The organism is Rhodococcus sp. NPDC127593, from assembly GCF_042671975.1.
Classification (GTDB): Bacteria; Actinomycetota; Actinomycetes; order Mycobacteriales; family Mycobacteriaceae; genus Rhodococcus_F.
The window spans coordinates 23,730-40,458 of record NZ_JBHXWI010000025.1 but is presented as its reverse complement, the minus strand read 5'-3'; the positions used below and the strand labels follow the sequence as shown (position 1 = coordinate 40,458).

General features: G+C 67.7%; 18 protein-coding genes. 7 read left to right on the top strand and 11 right to left on the bottom strand.

Annotated features, from left to right (window positions below; translation table 11 throughout):
* Positions 1-28 precede the first annotated feature (28 nt).
* Positions 29-880 carry a spermidine synthase gene (locus tag ACFVJ3_RS23370; protein WP_378454296.1) on the top strand — a complete coding sequence of 284 codons (852 nt, stop codon included), beginning with the start codon at positions 29-31 and terminating at the stop codon, positions 878-880.
* Here the strand turns inward: ACFVJ3_RS23370 and ACFVJ3_RS23365 are convergent.
* From ACFVJ3_RS23365 to ACFVJ3_RS23350, 4 genes are read right to left on the bottom strand one after another with little or no spacing between them, the layout of a single operon-like run.
* Complete coding sequence (locus ACFVJ3_RS23365; protein WP_378454295.1) at positions 877-2,268, bottom strand: GntP family permease; 1,392 nt, start codon at positions 2,266-2,268, stop codon at positions 877-879. The two genes, ACFVJ3_RS23370 and ACFVJ3_RS23365, sit on opposite strands and share 4 nt — an antisense overlap.
* A gap of 42 nt (positions 2,269-2,310) precedes the next feature.
* The gene (locus ACFVJ3_RS23360) at positions 2,311-2,940 is read right to left on the bottom strand and encodes a bifunctional 4-hydroxy-2-oxoglutarate aldolase/2-dehydro-3-deoxy-phosphogluconate aldolase (protein ID WP_378454294.1); all 630 of its coding nucleotides are present in this window, start codon (positions 2,938-2,940) and stop codon (positions 2,311-2,313) included.
* Positions 2,937-4,556 (bottom strand): amidohydrolase family protein, encoded by a 1,620-nt coding sequence (locus ACFVJ3_RS23355; RefSeq protein ID WP_378454293.1) that lies wholly within the window; start codon positions 4,554-4,556, stop codon positions 2,937-2,939. The genes ACFVJ3_RS23360 and ACFVJ3_RS23355 overlap by 4 nt, the downstream gene beginning before the upstream one ends.
* Positions 4,557-4,578: 22 nt before the next feature.
* On the bottom strand, positions 4,579-5,901 hold the full coding sequence (locus tag ACFVJ3_RS23350; protein WP_378454292.1) for an amino acid deaminase: 1,323 nt from the start codon (positions 5,899-5,901) through the stop codon (positions 4,579-4,581).
* Between the two features lie 220 nt (positions 5,902-6,121).
* On the opposite strand from ACFVJ3_RS23350, the gene ACFVJ3_RS23345 reads away from it, so the two are divergent.
* From ACFVJ3_RS23345 to ACFVJ3_RS23335, 3 genes are read left to right on the top strand one after another with little or no spacing between them, the layout of a single operon-like run.
* Positions 6,122-7,126, top strand: a complete 1,005-nt coding sequence (locus tag ACFVJ3_RS23345) for a sugar kinase (protein ID WP_378454291.1) — start codon at positions 6,122-6,124, stop codon at positions 7,124-7,126.
* A gap of 4 nt (positions 7,127-7,130) precedes the next feature.
* Positions 7,131-7,880 (top strand): IclR family transcriptional regulator, encoded by a 750-nt coding sequence (locus tag ACFVJ3_RS23340; protein ID WP_378454290.1) that lies wholly within the window; start codon positions 7,131-7,133, stop codon positions 7,878-7,880.
* A gap of 46 nt (positions 7,881-7,926) precedes the next feature.
* Positions 7,927-8,331, top strand: a complete 405-nt coding sequence (locus tag ACFVJ3_RS23335; protein WP_009475147.1) for a RidA family protein — start codon at positions 7,927-7,929, stop codon at positions 8,329-8,331.
* A 4-nt stretch (positions 8,332-8,335) separates the two neighbouring features.
* On the opposite strand, the gene ACFVJ3_RS23330 is transcribed toward ACFVJ3_RS23335, so the two are convergent.
* Positions 8,336-9,676: a potassium channel family protein gene (locus ACFVJ3_RS23330; protein ID WP_378454289.1), complete on the bottom strand. Its 1,341-nt coding sequence runs from the start codon at positions 9,674-9,676 to the stop codon at positions 8,336-8,338.
* A gap of 239 nt (positions 9,677-9,915) precedes the next feature.
* On the opposite strand from ACFVJ3_RS23330, the gene ACFVJ3_RS23325 reads away from it, so the two are divergent.
* Both ACFVJ3_RS23325 and ACFVJ3_RS23320 read left to right on the top strand, forming a co-directional pair.
* Entirely contained in the window at positions 9,916-10,365 is a 450-nt protein-coding gene (locus ACFVJ3_RS23325; RefSeq protein ID WP_378454288.1) for a PPOX class F420-dependent oxidoreductase, read from the top strand.
* Positions 10,366-10,418: 53 nt separating this feature from the next.
* Positions 10,419-10,901, top strand: a complete 483-nt coding sequence (locus ACFVJ3_RS23320) for a hypothetical protein (protein ID WP_378454287.1) — start codon at positions 10,419-10,421, stop codon at positions 10,899-10,901.
* 83 nt (positions 10,902-10,984) lie between these two features.
* On the opposite strand, the gene ACFVJ3_RS23315 is transcribed toward ACFVJ3_RS23320, so the two are convergent.
* The 6 genes from ACFVJ3_RS23315 to ACFVJ3_RS23290 form a co-directional block, all read right to left on the bottom strand.
* A complete protein-coding gene (locus ACFVJ3_RS23315; protein WP_378454286.1) occupies positions 10,985-11,230 on the bottom strand; it encodes a hypothetical protein in 246 nt (81 codons plus the stop codon).
* A 110-nt stretch (positions 11,231-11,340) separates the two neighbouring features.
* Positions 11,341-12,096, bottom strand: a complete 756-nt coding sequence (locus ACFVJ3_RS23310; RefSeq protein WP_011595185.1) for an AIM24 family protein — start codon at positions 12,094-12,096, stop codon at positions 11,341-11,343.
* Complete coding sequence (locus ACFVJ3_RS23305) at positions 12,093-12,791, bottom strand: AIM24 family protein (RefSeq protein ID WP_378454285.1); 699 nt, start codon at positions 12,789-12,791, stop codon at positions 12,093-12,095. Before ACFVJ3_RS23305 ends, ACFVJ3_RS23310 begins: the two co-directional genes overlap by 4 nt.
* Positions 12,792-12,796: 5 nt before the next feature.
* Positions 12,797-13,420, bottom strand: a complete 624-nt coding sequence (locus ACFVJ3_RS23300) for an AIM24 family protein (protein WP_009475139.1) — start codon at positions 13,418-13,420, stop codon at positions 12,797-12,799.
* A gap of 80 nt (positions 13,421-13,500) precedes the next feature.
* Entirely contained in the window at positions 13,501-14,643 is a 1,143-nt protein-coding gene (locus tag ACFVJ3_RS23295) for a DUF475 domain-containing protein (RefSeq protein ID WP_378454391.1), read from the bottom strand.
* 119 nt (positions 14,644-14,762) lie between these two features.
* Positions 14,763-15,338: a TerD family protein gene (locus tag ACFVJ3_RS23290; protein WP_255971481.1), complete on the bottom strand. Its 576-nt coding sequence runs from the start codon at positions 15,336-15,338 to the stop codon at positions 14,763-14,765.
* Positions 15,339-15,596: 258 nt separating this feature from the next.
* Here ACFVJ3_RS23290 and ACFVJ3_RS23285 point away from each other — a divergent pair, with 258 nt between their 5' ends.
* The gene (locus tag ACFVJ3_RS23285) at positions 15,597-16,718 is read left to right on the top strand and encodes a hypothetical protein (RefSeq protein WP_378454390.1); all 1,122 of its coding nucleotides are present in this window, start codon (positions 15,597-15,599) and stop codon (positions 16,716-16,718) included.
* The last annotated feature ends 11 nt before the right edge of the window (positions 16,719-16,729 follow it).

Here is a 16,729-nt window from a genome sequence, read left to right as displayed (position 1 = left end):
GCGGCGCGAGCAGTAGGGAAGACGGGCGATGGGCAGGCAGCGCGGCGGTCGGGCTGCCCGGACAGCCGGCGGGGGTCCCGTCGCCGGCGTGTACCCGATCGACACGGGCACGTGCGAACTGGCGGAAGACCACCTCAACCCGCACGGCTGGGTGCTGAAGGTGAACGGGGTCGAGAGTTCCCACATCGACCTGTCGGATCCCGCACACCTCGATTTCGAGTACATGCGGTGGATCGCCGAATTGGTCGCTTCGCATTGGGGAACGGACCAGCGGGTGCGGGCCCTGCACCTCGGCGGCGGCGCCTGCTCGCTGGCCCGGCATCTCGCCGTCACGTATCCGGACGCCCGGCAGGTCGTGGTCGAACTCGACGGCAGGCTCGCCGAGTTGGTACGCGAATGGTTCGACCTGCCCCGGGCCCCACTGCTGCGACTGCGGGTGGGTGAGGCGCGCGCGGTCACCGAGACGCTGACGGAGTCCAGCCGCGACCTGATCGTGCGCGACGTGTTCGCCGGCAACACGACCCCGGCGCCGCTGACGACGGCGGAGTTCACCGGGCACGTGCGACGGGTGCTGGCGCCCGGCGGGATCTATGCGGTCAATTGCGGCGACACCCGCGACCTCGTCCTGGCGCGCCGGGAGGCGGCGACCATCGGCAGCGTGTTTCCGCACACCACGATCATCGCCGATCCGGCCATGCTCAAGGGCCGCCGCTACGGCAACATCGTGATCGCGGGCAGCGACGTGCCGATCGGCGACGACCCTGCACTCGTCCGCACACTGCTGGGCGGTGGTGTGCCTGCCCATGTCTGGGACGACCGGCAGGTGCGGACGTTCGCCGGTGCGGCGCGGGTGCTGCGCGACGCGGACTCCGGGAGCTAGACCAGCACCCAGATCAGCGAGGCCATCGCGAAGCCCACCACCGACAGGATGGTCTCGAGCACCGTCCACGTCTTCAGGGTGTCTTTCACCGACATGTTGAAATATCGTGACACGATCCAGAATCCGCCGTCGTTGACGTGGCTGGCGATGATGGATCCTGCCGACACGGCGATCACGATCAGGGCGATCTGCGCGGACGAGTAGTTTCCGGCCGCGACCGACGGTTCGATGACGCCTGCGGTGGTGACGATGGCGACGGTCGCCGAACCCTGGGCGATGCGGAGTGCGCAGCTGATCAGGTACGCGGACAGGATGACCGGGAGACCGAGTGCGTCCATCGAGTCGGCCAGGGCCTGACCGACTCCGGTGGCCCGCAGCACCGCGCCGAAGAACGCGCCGGCACCGACGACCAGCAGGATCATGCCGACCGGCCTCAACGCCGCCGCGGACATCGCACCGATCTCCTGCGCCGTGATTCCGCGCCGGGTACCGAGCAGGTACAGCGCCAGCAGGACGGCGATGGTCAGCGCGATCGTGGGCGTGCCGAGGAAGATGAGGACCGACAGCAGCGTCGAGCCTTCGTCGAGGACCACGTTGCCGACCGTCGCACCGAGGATCAGCACCATCGGCACGAGGATGATGAACGAGATCAGCCAGAGTGGCGGCGGGTTCTTGTCGGCGTCCTTCTCCTCCGGGATGAACTCGTCGGGGACCTCGATGATCACGCGCTTGCCGATCCAGCTACCCCAGACGACGCCACTGACGAACCAGGCGGGGATGCCGCAGGCGAGGCCCATGATGATGATCCAGCCCATGTCGACGTGCAGCAGACCGGCCGCGGCGACGGGGCCCGGGTGCGGCGGCAGGAACGCGTGGGTCATGGACAGGCCGGCGAGCATCGGCATCGCGTACAGCACCAGCGACTTGCCGCCGCGCTTCGCCGCCACGTACACGAGCGGGGCGAGGATGAAGATGCCGATGTCGAAGAAGACCGGGATGCCGAGAATAAGGCCGGTGACACCCATCGCGAGCGGAGCGCCCTTGGGCCCGAACAACTTCAGTAGTCGTTCGGTCAGGACGTCGGCACCGCCGGAGCGTTCCATCATCGCGCCGAGGACGGTGCCCAGGCCGATGATGGGGGTGATGTGCCCCAGGATGCCGCCGAACCCCTTCTCCAGAATCGAGTCGGCCGCCGACGTCGGTGTGCCGACCAGTTCGACCACCGACACTCCCGCGATGAGCGCGACGCCGACGCCGACGACGATCAGCGCGATGAACGGCTCGAGCTTCAGCTTGATGATGAGGACCAACAGCACGGCGATGGATACCGCTGCGAGAGTGAGTAGTCCGGCTGTGTCGTGCTGCAGCCAGTCGACGAACGACGTCATTGCGTCTCCAGGGGAGGTGGGTGGGGTCGGGCGAGAGTGGGTCTAGTTCGAGAGCGCGGCGACGAACGATCGTGCACGGTCGGTGATGTCGGTCCAGTTGCCTGCCGCGACGCTGGACGGTGGGACGACGCTGGTGCCCGCGCACACGGCAAGCGCGCCGGCGTCGAGGAACTGGCGGGCGTTGGAATCGTTGATCCCACCCGACGGCAGGAGTTCCACGCCGGGATACGGGCCGTGCAGGTCCGACAGGTAGTCGGGGCCGAGTCGCTTGGCGGGGAAGATCTTGACCGCGGCCGAGCCGAGATCGACGGCCATGGCCACCTCGGTGGGGGTGAACGCACCGAGGAAGACGGGAATCGAGCTTCCCGTCGCGACTTTCGCGACGTCGGGACGGATGCCGGGGGTGACGAGGAACCGGGCGCCGGCGTCGATCGCGGCGGCGGCCTGATCGCCGGTCATCACGGTTCCGACGCCGAGGATGCTGCCTGCCGCTGCGGCCGCGTCGGCGGCGCGGCCGAGATGATGGAGCACGTCGGGCGTGGTGAACGTCAGCTCGACCGTCCGGATTCCGCCCTCGGCGAGTGCGTGGCACAGGTCTGCGGCGTCGGGGATGGTCTCCGCTCGCACCACCGACAGTACCCGGTCGGCACGCAGAATGTCGATCTCGGTCATCGAACTGCTCCTCCTTCTTCGCGGCGTAACGATCTTCCGGCGGTCGCGCCGGTGAGGCGGCCGTCCTCGAGGGCGAGGCGGCCGCGGACGAATACGTGGGTGATACCGGCCGCCGCCTGGCGCGGCTGCGCGTAGGTCGCGGTGTCGCTGACCGTTTCCGGATCGAAGAGCACGAGGTCAGCGGCGTATCCGCGGCGGACGTACCCGCGATCGACAAGTCGCAGCCGGGTCGCGGCTCGGCCGCTGAGGTGACCGACGCACTCCTCGAGGGACATCAGGCCGAGGTCGCGGCTGTAGTGCCCGAGGTAGCGTGCGAACGTTCCCCACCCGCGCGGGTGCGGTTTCGCGCCGACCAGCAGTCCGTCGCTGCCGCCGGTGTGCCGGGGGTGCTGCATGATTGCGCGCACGTTCTCCTCGTGGCCGACGTGTTGCAGGATGCCGCTGCCGAGTTGGTCGCGGATCAGGATGTCGATGCAGACGTCGAAGGGGTCGCGATTCTCCGCGACGGCGATGTCCGCGACGGTCTTCCCGACGTAGTCGTCGAGTTCGGCGTTCTGCACGCCGCTGATCTCGAGTGTGTGCCACTCGGCGATCACCCCGTGGCAGCCGTCGGAGCCGGTGACCTCGAGATGCTCCCGGATGCGTTCGAGGGCAACCGGATCCCGGAGGCGATCGAGAGTCTGTTCCATGGTGCCCGCCGACGCCCAGCTGGGCAGGATCGCCGACAGCGTGGTGGCGCCGGGAAGGTACGGATAGGTGTCGAGGCTGATGTCCGCACCGGCGGATTCGGCCGTGTCGAGCAGGGCGAGCAGTTCCGGGGCGCGGCCCTTGTTGGGGCCGAAGTTCAGCGTGGCGTGGGCGAGATGCAGTGCGCACCCGGCCCGCGACGTCAGGTCGACCATCTCGGCGTAGGCCTCCATGGCACCGGCGCCGTAGGACCGGTGGTGCGGGGAGAAGTAGCCGCCGTACTCGGCGACGGTCCGGCACAGTGCCAGCAACTCCTCGTTGTCCGCATACATCCCCGGCGTGTAGGTCAGCCCCGCGGACAACCCGACGGCACCCTCCGCCATGGACTGCGCCACGATCCGCTGCATCTCCTCGATCTCCGAGGGCGTCGCCGCGCGGTCGTCCCAGCCGACCACCAGCGCCCGGACGACCCCGTGCGGGACGAGATATGCGACGTTGGTGGCGATACCGCGATCGAGTCGGTCGAGGTATTCGCCCACACTCCGCCAGGAGAAGTCGAAATCCTCGGGATCGGTGTTCCACCCCGCGATCTTGCGCCGGACCACCGCGAGCACGTCGTCGGTGACGGGTGCGTAGGACAGCCCGTCCTGACCGAGTACCTCGGTGGTGACGCCCTGGGTGATCCGCGACGGGTGCTCGGGGTTCAGCAGGATCTGCAGATCCGAGTGGGCGTGCATGTCGATGAAACCGGGCGCGAGCACCAGGCCGTCCGCGTCGATCACACGATCCGCGCGAGGGCGGGCGGTCTCGGAGTGGTCGGCCTCGGGCCAGATTTCGGCGATTCGGTCTCCGTCGACGAGCACGTCGGCGCGGTACCTCGGCGCCTCCGAACCGTCGACGACGGTGGCGGAACGGATCAGAGTGGTCATGATGTGAGTCCTCGGCCGGGGATCAGAAGAAAGTGCGGATCAGGTCGACGACGACCGGATCGTCGGAGTCGTCACCGACGACCGGAATCCAGCGCCACTTGTCGAACGCGGTGCACGGGTGGGAGAGACCGAGCCGGACGACGTCCCCGACGCGCAGATCGTGTTCGGGCCGTGCGGGATCGAGCCGGAGGAACGCGTGCTGGTCGTTGACGGCGGTCACTTCGGCGCCGACGAGGGGCCGCGGCGTCGCCCCGAGTTGGCCGGCGACGGCCTGCGCGGTGGGGAGTCCTTCGTCGAACGGGACGTCGCGCTTGCCGGCGTCGAGCAGGGCGAGGCCCGGCTCGGGGCGGGACACCACCCGGGCCCACGTGTGCATCGCCGACGTGAGACGACGCGCCTGGGTGTCTTCGCCGCGGCCGAACGGTGAGATCCCGGTGTAGAAGCCGTCGTCGTGGATGATGTATGCACCGGCGCGGACCACCACTTTGGTTCTGCCGCCGGCCAGTTCGGCGAGCACCTCGGCGACCACGTCGAAGTAGGCGCTGCCGCCCGCGGTCACGTACACGTCCTGACCCTCGGGGTAGCGGCCTTCGGCCTCGAGCCGGCGATGCAGTTCGGCCATCGACCGGAGGTACGTGCGGACCCGGGCGAGGGAATCCTCGGAGGCGTCGTGTGCGAGGGCGCCCTCGTAACCGGAGACGCCGGCCAACCGCAGTGCGGGGCTCTCCCCGATACGTGCGGCCACCGCCACAGCCTCGGCCACGGAGCGTGCGCCGGTGCGTCCTCCCTCTCCGCCGAGTTCGACGAGCACGGGCAGCGGACGGACCACCGTGACGTCCGTGAGCGCCGCTGTCATCGCGTCGACCGTCTGCGGGGAGTCGGCCCACATCAGTACTTCGAGTTCCGGGTTCGTGTCCATCTGCTCGGCCAGCCACCGCAGCGCGGTCGGGTCGACGAGCGAGTTCGCGATCTGCACCCGGCGCGCGCCGAATCGCACCGCCACCCGGAGCTGACCGAAGTTCGCCAGCGTGATGCCCCACGCGCCGCTTCGGATCTGCCGGTCCCACAGCACCGGAGACATCGTCGTCTTCCCGTGCGGAGCGAGATCGACCCCGTGCGCCTCACACCAGGCCGCCATGGTGTCGAGATTGCCGGCGATGGCCGTCTCGTCGAGGACCATCACGGGCGTGCTGAAGGCGGACAGCCTCGGCTGCGTTCCGAGGAACTCGGTCTTGGTCAGGCCGTTCGCCGCGGAGGGGAGGGCTTTGTCCACGTCGGACAAGCGCAGCTCGTCGAGCTCTGCCAAGGCGCCGGAATCGAGTGTGTCCGGTCCGCTGATCGTCATCGTCGATCCTGTCGTTCGGGTTCTGTGGGGCTGGTCTTCATCGGAGAAAGGCCGTGAAGTGCTACGTTGCACTCTATGCAACGGGGATTGCGTTTTTGAGTCACCTATGTCTAGCATTGGCCTGGGTCATCGTCAACGGTCCGGTGTGGCATGCATCGCCGGGGCGAGGGCTCTCGAAACGCAACTCCAGTGCCGGTCCGAGCAGTCGTAGAGGTAACAAGTGCAGGAATCGACCCCCACCCCCGAGTCCGGTGTCGCGTGCCTCGGTGAGGCGATGGTCCTGGTGGCCCCGGACTCGACACTCCACCTGGCCGGCGCCGAGGCGAACGTCGCCGCCGGGCTCGCCGCGCTGGGCGTTCCCGCCTCCTGGGTCGGCCGGCTCGGCGACGACGAGTTCGGCGCCCTCATCCGCGCCGAACTGCAGGCGCGGGGTGTCGACGTCCGCGCGATCGAGGTCGATCCCGACAGGCCCACCGGGCATTACTCGAAATCCACCGCCCTCGACGAGCACGGCGAGCCGCGAACCGACAGCCTGTATTCCCGGGCGGGTTCGGCGGCGTCGGCCATGGATCCCGCATTCCTCGACCGGCCGGCGGTCGCGGACCTGTTCGGCCGCGCCGCCGTGGTCCACTGCAGCGGAATCACACCGGCCCTGTCCGATTCGTGCCTCGCGCTGATGCGGAGACTTCTCCGCGACCGGCCGGGAATCTCCGGTGTGGTCAGCTTCGACGTCAATTGGCGTGAGCAGCTGTGGCCGGACGGCGACCCGCGGATGGTCGTGGAACTGGCGAATCTCGCCGATTTGGTTCTCCTCGGCGCGGACGAGGCCCTTCGTGTTCTCGGTACCGCGGATCCACACGAGTTGCGGCTCATCCTGCCCGCCCCGGCCACCGTCGTCGTCAAGGACGGAGCGCACCGGGCGCTGGCCGTCGACCGACGTGGCCGCAGTGTGGCGGTTCCCGCGCTCCGCGTCGACGTCGTCGAACCCGTCGGAGCAGGCGATGCTTTCGCCGCCGGATATCTCAGCGGTGTGGTGCGCGGCGAGGATCAGGCGCGGTGCCTGCGCCGCGGACACATCGGTGCCGCCGCCACCCTGACGGTGGCAGCGGACTCGGCGCCCCCGCCGCCCGCCGAACTGCTGGACGAGTTGCTCCGGTGCTCCGAATCGGATTGGGCGGCAACCAGCGTCACCGCCAACGGCTTCTCCCTCGAGAAAGTGGAGTGAACCGATGAGCCAGAGTGTCTCCCGCGCGCTGCACCTGCTGGTGCAACTCGGCAACGGTCCCGCCAATCTCGACCAGCTGGCCGAATCCACCGGGGTCCACAAGACCACCGTGCTCCGGCTGCTGCGCACGCTGTCCGACGAGCGGTTCACGTTCCGCGACAACAGCAACCAGTACCACCTCGGTTCCCGCATCTTCGAGCTCGCCGCGCAGGCCACCGATCAGCGGGAAGTCCGGCGCATCGCGTCACCGCACCTCGTCGCGTTCAACCGCGAATACGGGCGCACCACGCACCTCGCGGCGATGGAGGGAGGTGACGTGGTGTACATCGACAAGCTCGAATCGCACGATCAGATCAGGATGTACTCGCGAATCGGGCTGCGCGCCAACCTCAATTCCACCGCGGTCGCGAAAGTGATCCTCGCCGACCTGCCGGATTCGGAACTGCGGCCCATCGTCGACACGATGGACTTCTCCGCCCGCACCGCCAACACGATCACGACACCCGGACGCTACCTCGACGAGATCCGCATGGTCCGAGAGCAGGGCTGGGCGCACGATCAGGAGGAGAACGAGCCGTCCGTCAACTGCATCGGAGTGCCCATCCGCGGCGCGTCCGGCCGCGTCGTCGCCGCCGTCTCCGTCTCGGTGCCCGACGTCGTGCTCAGCTACGAACGCGTCCTCGACCTGCTCGAACCCCTTCAGGCCGTGGGGGCGCGGATCTCCCGCGACTGCGGATACCGCGCCCAGCCCTGACCGTCCCCCGTCCACCCGAAAAGTAACGACACACAGGAGAATCGACATGTCCGACACCACCGTCATCCGCACCGAAGGCGCCCCCGCCCCCGCGCACACGTTCAGCCAAGGCATTAAAAAGGGGAACATGCTCCAGGTGTCGGGGCAGGGCCCCATGGACCCCGTCACCAACAAGTACATCGCGGAGGGCGACGTGCGCGAGCAGACCCGTCGCACCCTCGAGAACGTCAAGGCGATCCTCGAAGCCGGCGGTGCGAGCGTCGAGGACGTGCTGATGTTCCGCGTCTACCTCACCACGCGCGACGACTTCGCCGCGATGAACGACGTGTACGGAGAGTTCATCGCGGCGAACGTGCCGAGCGGACAGCTGCCGTGCCGGACCACGGTCTTCGTCGACCTCCCGCATGAGGTCATGCTCGTCGAGATCGACGCGCTGGCAGTGACCGGCTAGGTCACTACGCGGTGACGAGGTGCCGGCAGCTCATCCGCGGCGACACGGGCAGCTCTGTGAACACGGGCTCGGACGATTCCGTCGTCGGCACCTCCAGGTAGAGGTGGCTGCCGTCTGCCACGACCCCCTGCGGTTGCAGGCCGATCAGCTTGGCCACCACGTAGGTGGCGCTCAGGCTGGTGACGTCGCGGATGATGCCGAGCCGCAGCAACGACCGCGTCTCCGCGATCGCCTCCTGCTCACCGGCCCGCAGGACCAGCCGCAGTCCGGGTGACAGGGCCTGCGCGGCCACGGACACCGCGATGTTGTCCAGGTCGTCGGAGCCGACGGCCGCCAGGGCCAGCGCGCGGCGCACACCCAGTCGCTCGAGGAGTTCACGGTCGCCGCCGTGCCCGACGACGGTCGGGATGTTCATCGACCGCACGAGCCTCAGGTTCTTGGCATGGGGGTCGCGCTCGACGCCCACCACCGCGACACCGAGAGCCTGCAGCTCCCGGCAGAGCCGGAGCCCGACCTGGCCGAGGCCCACGACGATGACGTGCCCGGAGCGGGGCAGGACGCGGCTGCCCACCAGGCCGACTAGCCGGGGGCCGAGCAGGCGCTCGATGATTCCGGCCGTGAACATGGCCGTGAAGACGACGGTGAACAGCATCGCCACCGACGCGAACACCGCGTAGGCGGGGCTGCCGTGGGTATCGGTTCCCGGGCCCACGGTGGTCACCACGCGCACTGCCTCGTTGAACGCGTCGAGCGGTGCCACGTGCTGGCCGAGCATCAGCCACAGCCAGTCGGCGAACAGGACGGCGAGAAGTCCGGCGAGCCCACCGAGCAGGATGCGCGTGCCGATGTCGTGCGACCGCAGCGGTCCGGTCGCGCCGGTCGCCGCGGTGCGCCACCAGTTCCGTCGGGGCAGGTCGACGTGTGCGCCTTCGGGGTGGCCGTCGATCATGCGGACCGTCAGCATGTGCTCGCCCGCGTGCCGGGCCGCGACGAGTTCGGGTTCCAGGCACGGACCGGCGAGTGTGGGCGAGGCGAGGTCGGCCGGTGACGTCACCTCGCACTGCGGAAGCAGCTGGGACAGCTGGTCCGCGACCGTGCGGTCGAAGATCGTCACCACCAACGGGATCGACGCCGAGATGTGTGCGGCGGCCAGCGCATACCGCAGCGCGACGACGTCGTCGCGCACCAGTACGGCCATACCGCGGGGTTCGTCCGCCATCGCCAGACGGAGTTCGTCGTCGTCGGGGGCGACGAGATGGCGTACGTGGAAGTCCCTTTCGCGGAGGGATGCACAGACCCGTCGGGCCACGGTGGTTTCGCCGATGACGAGATATGAGTCGTTCACGTGTGGTCCTTCCGGCTCGGGATCACGAGAGCGTACCCGAGAAAAACCACAGATCCCACACGAGAACGTCTACCGATGAGTAGCCGGAACACGTTATCGGCCAATGAGTTTGCGATGCATCCGCCCTACTCGTCGGTAGGAGCGCACCGGATCGCCAGGATGAGTCCGATCGCACCGATCCAGACCAGGCCGCCGAGGCCGCCGGGAACACCGCCTCGGTGACCGTGGTTGGGTGAGGTATGAGCCTCGATGCGAATGACGACCGGCGCCCCCTTCTCGACCTCGTCGCCGCACACAACCGTGCGGTCCTCGCGACGATCAAACGCGACGGGCGCCCACAATTGTCCAACGTGATCTATGCCTGGGACCCCGGCACGCAGACCGCGAGGGTGTCGGTGACGGCGGATCGGGCCAAGACCCGGAACGCCGCCCGCGACCCACGGGTGTCGCTGCACGTCAGCGCGACCGACTTCTGGAGCTACGCGGTCGTGGAGGGAGACGCGGAACTGAGCGCGGTCGCGGCGGATCCGCACGACTCGGCGGCGGACGAGCTCGTCGACGTGTTCCGGCTCGCGTCCGGAAAAGAGCACGACGACTGGGAAGAGTTCCGCCGCGCGATGGTGGCCGAGCACCGGCAGGTCCTCCGGGTCCGCGCGGCGAAGGTGTACGGCATGGCCCAGCTGCCCTGAGTGTGCGAAACGTAGCTGTGGCAGCCGGTCGGAGCCGGTGGGACGATTGAGTCATGCGCAGGAGACGGTGGCCGGCGGCACCGCCGCCTGCCACGGAGGGAATTGTGGTGCACGGGCCGGTGGAGCTCGTGACGAGCCGTGACCTGACCCTGCGCCTGGCCGAGGTCGTCGCGCACCCGACGGGCATGCTGCTGCGCGTCGAGTTGACGGCGAGAGGCAGATCCGCTGATCTCGCGCGGCACGAGACGCGTCCGCTGGACGATCCCGACGACCCCTCGTCGCGGTGGTCGTATCTCGCGGTGAACGTGCGGGTCGACGACATGGAGGGTGTCGCCGATCCACGCCACCCGCATTCGACGTCGAAGACGGACACCGTCGACGCGTCCGAATATCACTCCGCGCCGCACTACTGGATCAGCGACTACCCGGAGTCGGGAACGATCACGCTGACCGCGGGGTGGAAGGAAATAGGGCTACTGCCGAGAACCCGGACGATCACTCTCGGCCCGAATCCGAGTATGCGACCCGCCCGATAGTCATCGCGGGTAGATATACGAAGGTGCCCTTCGGCGCCGTGGGAGCGTCGAAGGGCACCTTCGCCCTGCGAGGGGAACGTAGATCAGGGCAGGGGAACCCAGGTGCCGAAGAACCAGAATCCGTGCGGGCTCGGCGCGGGGGCCTGCTGCTGCGGAGCGTGCTGCTGCTGCTGCTGCTGCTGCTGCGGTTGAGGCTGCGGTGCCTGCTGCTGCTGTGCGGGGGCGGGGTTGTGACCCACCGGGTCGGCGCTGGCAACGCCGGCTCCGATGCCGAGGGTTGCGAGGGCGATACCAGCGGTTGCGACGGCCTTGGTCACGATGGACTTCATGCGGTTCCTCCTGGAACGTATCGGATGCGGTGTCAGAACTTCCTGACACAATTCAGATTGCTCCCCGTCCCTGCCACAACTCTTCGCTCAGCCTGTCAATCTCCTGAGTGTCAGCGGGGCTGCTCCGCGAGCTTGGCGGCGATCACGCCGTTGAGCCGTTGCAGACCACTCGGGGTGATGCCGTGGATCTGACCCTCGATGCTGCGCACGACATGCGTGTCGCTGAGAACCTTCTCGCTCGACTGGATCAGAACCGTTCCGGCGCCGGTGAAGTCGAACTGCCGTTCCTCCCCGGAGTTGATTCCCATCATGTGGGCGCCCGCCGCGAGGAAGTTGCTGATCCACCCCTGATCGTAATGGTGGCTCGGGGACGGGCAGTCGGCCCACCCGACGAGTGCCTCGGGGTCGATCCGCAGCGGCGGCTCGGCGAACATCACCGGGCCGTTGGACGACGCCAGGAACTTGCCGGTCCCGATGAGCGTCAGGAAGCCGGGCACGATGGACTGGTTCAGGGCCAGACCCGGCTCGAACGCAAGGAGATTCGACGCCCGGATGGTGAGGTTGCCGTCGTCGAGATCGTACGAGTTGATGTCGTAACCGCGGTCGCCGATGATCAGCTTCCCGAATCCTTCGGCCACCGCATAGTCGCCCATGTACAGCGGCGCCGAGAACTGGTTGGCGACCATGTGCAGTGCGGCGCCGTGCAATCCGTGGGTCAGTGCCTGGAACTGCATCTGCCCGTAGTAGGCGATCATCGCACCCTTGCGGATGAACCAGGGCGCGGTGAGGTCGATGCAGAACGCGTAGCTGTTGTCGGGAATGTTGTCGCTGGCGCCGAGAGTCGACGGATTGTGGATGGCGGTCACAGTTTCTCCTCCGAAGCCTGAACGTAGACGATGCCCTGACCCGTGCACTGCAATTGCATCGCTTCCCCGACACCGCGGCCCATGGCCTCACGCCAGCCGACGGCGGATTTCAGTTCCACCTGGACGCTCCCGTACGTGCCGACGAATGCGTCAGGGTCGACGAAGACCGGATTCGGCCCGCCCACAGGCAATTCGATAAAGCCGCCGTGCGCGAGGAGTACCGCCGACCCGTACCCGGACAGCTGCGTCGTGAACATGCCGGTACCGGAGAGGGCGCCTGCCGCCGCGCCGCGCAGGGCACCGAGCATGCCGCGCCCGCCGCCACCGCCCTGACTCGTCACGGAGATCACCGAACTCTGCAGTCCCGCATTGTGAGCGAGCAACCGGGACGCCTCGACGCACAGCGCACCGCCCTGCGACATGTCGACGACATGCACCTCGAGCCCGGCGTGACCGTAGTGCACCTCGCCCTGCCCCTGCGCGAGCATCGTGCGTTCGTGCTCGCCCTGCATCATGCGTCCGGCCATCCGGGTGAATCCACCCATGCCCGCCATGGACTGGGAACCCGGAACCTGATGCGGCGTGAACTGGACCTGGCCCGTGTAGAACAGCATCGCGCCGGTGCGGGCCACCACACCGCCGGCGGCGCCGACGTCGACCTTGACGACCTTCGAGTTCACTTTCGAGAAGACCATGGGGCTCACCGCTCTGCCGGTTGAATGGAGACGACGCCGTGACCGTCCCACTTGAGGGAGAAGGCCTCACCGTTGCCCTGCCCGACGGCGTTGCGCCACGACACGTCGGTCACGAACGACTGCGTCACCTGTCCGCGCGCCGAGACGAACGCGTCGGGATCGACCACCAGCGGGTACTGCGGCGACACCTCGAGGTGGATGAGCGGCCCGCCGGCCGACAGCAGTGCCACCTGACCCTGCCCGGAGACGGTCGTGGTGAACAGGCCCTGACCGCCGACCCCGCCGCGCAGTCCGGTGAACGTGACGTTGGTGTTCAGGTTGCCGCTCAAGGCGAGCAGCTGCTGCGACTCCACCTGTAGGGTCTCGTTCGCCAGGTCGACGACGGAGACGTACTGACCGCCCACCGCGAGGTACACGACACCGTGGCCGGAGCATTCCATCAGCGACAGCGCCTCGCCCGTGGCACGCCTCTTCATTCCGGCGAGCACACCGTCACCGCCACCGAAACCTGCCGACTTGAAACTGACATTGCCCTCGTAGGCGATCATCGAACCCTGTATCGCCCGGATGGTGGTTCCGGCGAGCTGCGCCTCCACCACCTTCTTCGACTTGTCGAGCAGCCGCCCCATGGGTGCCCTTTCCAGTGTCGAGCGGCAGTGCCCGTGACCGAGTCACGAGCACTGCCGCTGGATGTGAGTACAGGCAGAACCTAGCCGACGGACACCGGTTTCTGCTCGTCCACGTCGTCTTCCGCTTCGCCGGCCGTCGCGACGGCCTTGCGATTGCGGACGATGCTGGAGATGAAGGCGGCACCGATGAGGGCGACGCCGACGAGTCCGGTGACGTTCTCGTTGACGTGGTAGCCGATGGACACCAGCAGGATCACGGCCAGTGCGCCGATGGCCCAGTGGGCGCCGTGCTCGAGGTACACGTAGTCCGACAGGGTGCCCTTGCGGACCAGGAACACCGTGATGGAACGGACGAACATCGCGCCGACGAACCCGAGGCCGAGGGCGATGATGATCGGGTCGGACGTGATCGCGAACGCGCCGATCACACCGTCGAAGGAGAACGACGCGTCGAGGACCTCGAGGTACATGAACAGGAAGAACCCGGCCTTACCGGTGGCCTTGGCCAGCTCGGTCGGTCCGCCCTTGGACCCTTCGACCGGTTCGCCGTCTTCGTCTTCCTCGGGAGTGTTGAACAGCTCACCGAGACCGTTGACGGCGATGTAGGTGACCATGCCGAGGACGCCGGCGATCATCACCGTGGAGACCGTGTCCTCGGGGGCGATGTACGCGGCGGTGATCAGCAGCAGGGCGCCGGCGATGATGACGGCCAGCTGGTCGAGCTTGCCCGCGCGGGCGAGGGGCTTCTCCAGCCAGGACAGCCAGGTGATCTCACGCTCTTCCAGGATGAAGCCGAGGAACAGCATCAGCAGGAACATGCCGCCGAACGCCGCGATCTGCGGGTGCGCGTCGGTGAGCAGGGTTTCGTAGCTGGCGCTGCCGTCGGGGAAGTACGCGGCGCCGTCGGCAGGCGGGTTGAGGGCCAGGTCGAGGGCGGCGACGGGGCCGAGGCCGGACGCGAGCCACACGATGACGAGGGGGAAGACCAGGCGCATGCCGAACACCGCGATGACGATGCCGACGGTGAGGAAGATCTTCTGCCAGAACTCGCTCATCCGGCGCAGCACGGTGGCGTTGATGACGGCGTTGTCGAAGGACAGCGAGATCTCGAGGATCGACAGGATCACCACGAGGAGGACGGCCTGGGGGCCTCCGTAGATCGCCGCGACGATGAGGGAAATCACCGTCACCGCGAAGGAGAGACCGAATATTCGCAGAACCACGAAGCGTGGCCTTTCTCTAGTGGGCATGCAGGGTGGCTACTGCAGGTGGACGAACACCGGGGGAGGGTTTCACGTCAGGGCCGTGAAAACCCTCCCCCGGCTGGAGAACGTGACGACTGTCAGACGTTGACGCCGTAGTCGCGGGCGATCCCGGCCAGCCCGGACGCATAGCCCTGGCCGATGGCGCGGAACTTCCACTCCGCGCCGTTGCGGTACAGCTCGCCGAAGACCATAGCGGTCTCCGTCGACGCGTCCTCGGACAGGTCGTAGCGGGCGAGCTCGTTGCCGTTGGCCTGGTCGACGACGCGGATGTAGGCGTTGCGCACCTGACCGAACGACTGCGAACGCGTCTCCGCATCGTAGATCGAGACGGGGAACAGGATGCTCTCGATGTTCGCGGGGACCGCCGCCAGGTTGACGTTGATCACCTCGTCGTCGCCCTCGCCCTCACCGGTGGTGTTGTCGCCGATGTGCTCGATCGAGCCGTCGGGGGAGCGCAGGTTGTTGAAGAACACGAAGTGCTGGTCCGACACGACCTTCTTGTCGGCACCTGCACCGATGGCGCTGGCGTCGAGGTCGAAATCGGTGCCGGTGGTCGAGCGGGCATCCCATCCGAGTCCGACAGCCACCGCGGTCAGGTTCGGGGCCTCCTTCGTGAGAGAAACATTGCCGCCCTTGGTCAAGCTGACGCCCATTCAGGGGTCCTTTCGAGAGGAGGTGGGTGGACCCTCGACAACTGTCGAAGTTCCGGGTTCGTCGTGCACCACCACGATAATGAATTTGTCCGACTTGTCCCATCCCGCGAACTGTCCACAGGTTTGTCCACAGGCAATTCCGGACCACTCGGGGTTGTCGGCCCGACCAGTACGATTCAGGACGTGACGAGCGGATGGGCGGGACGCTTCCGAGGAAGAGCCCGGGGCGACGACTCGGCTCGTCGCGCCCACGACACGATGGTCGCAGCGTTTCTCGATATGGACAACCGGCAGAGCATCGCCGCCGCGGCCGTGGACGCCTCCGGACAGCTGACTCCGGAACGCGGAATCCGGCGGGCCTGGGAACCGGTTCGTAACGGGTGCTACCAGGCCGCGACGGCATATCTGGCGGCGGAAGATCAGTTCGAGAACGTGCAGTCACCCGCAGCGGCCGCCGCGTACGAGCAGGTGACGCGGCAGTTGGTGGCTGCGACGCAGTCCCTCGACGAGTTCTATCGCACACATCGAGGCCATCTCGAGGAGTCGACCGCGATGCTGGCGGCCGTTCCCCAGGTCGCCCAGCAGGCGCTTCAGGTCGCCTCCGCGGCGCAGCAGCGGGTGCAGACCGAGGGCGCTGCGTACGCCGGCTACCCGTCGGTGCGCGACCGGGGAGCGGCACTCGACGCGGCCGTCGTGGCGCTGCAGGGCGCCCGTGGGGCCAACCCGATCCGCGAAGCGGCGGCGCGCGTGCGGGAGGAGTCGGCGACGCTCGAGAAGGCACTGGCCGCGGCCCCGTCCAAGGAGCTGGACGCCGCTCACGCCGTGTCGTCGGTGACGACGAGGATCGCCGCGGTGCAGACTCGGGCGGAACGGCTCGCGCCCGCCTACTCCGCTCTGCTGCGCGAGTTCAACGCGGCCAGTTCGGCGGATCTCGTCCACAACGACCGCGAGAGCCGCAGGCACATCGAGCAGGCGCAGACCGATCTGCAGCAGGCGCAGAAGGCTCTGACCGCGGGTAATCCGGAAGGGGCGCTGGATCTGACCGCCGCGGCGCGGACCCATCTGGTCGACGCCGAGGCGAACGTCGACGGCGTCACCGATCGTCTGCTGTTGCTGCGGCAGGTCCGCGAGAACCCGCGGGCGAAGGAAAACGAGATCAGATTTCGCCTGCGCGACGCCCAGATGTTGGCTGTCAATCGTGGGCTCGTGCGGGAATGGGGGTCGGTCCTCGACGCTCAGCTCGAGCGGATAGACCGAATTGCAGGGACACTGACCGGGAGGCATCCCGACTACTGGGCGTACGTCGCCCAGCTCGATGCCGTGTCGGCGTTCATTGCCGAGGTGGTTCAGAAGATGAGAGGACACATAGGGCAGCGATGACACGGGGGGAC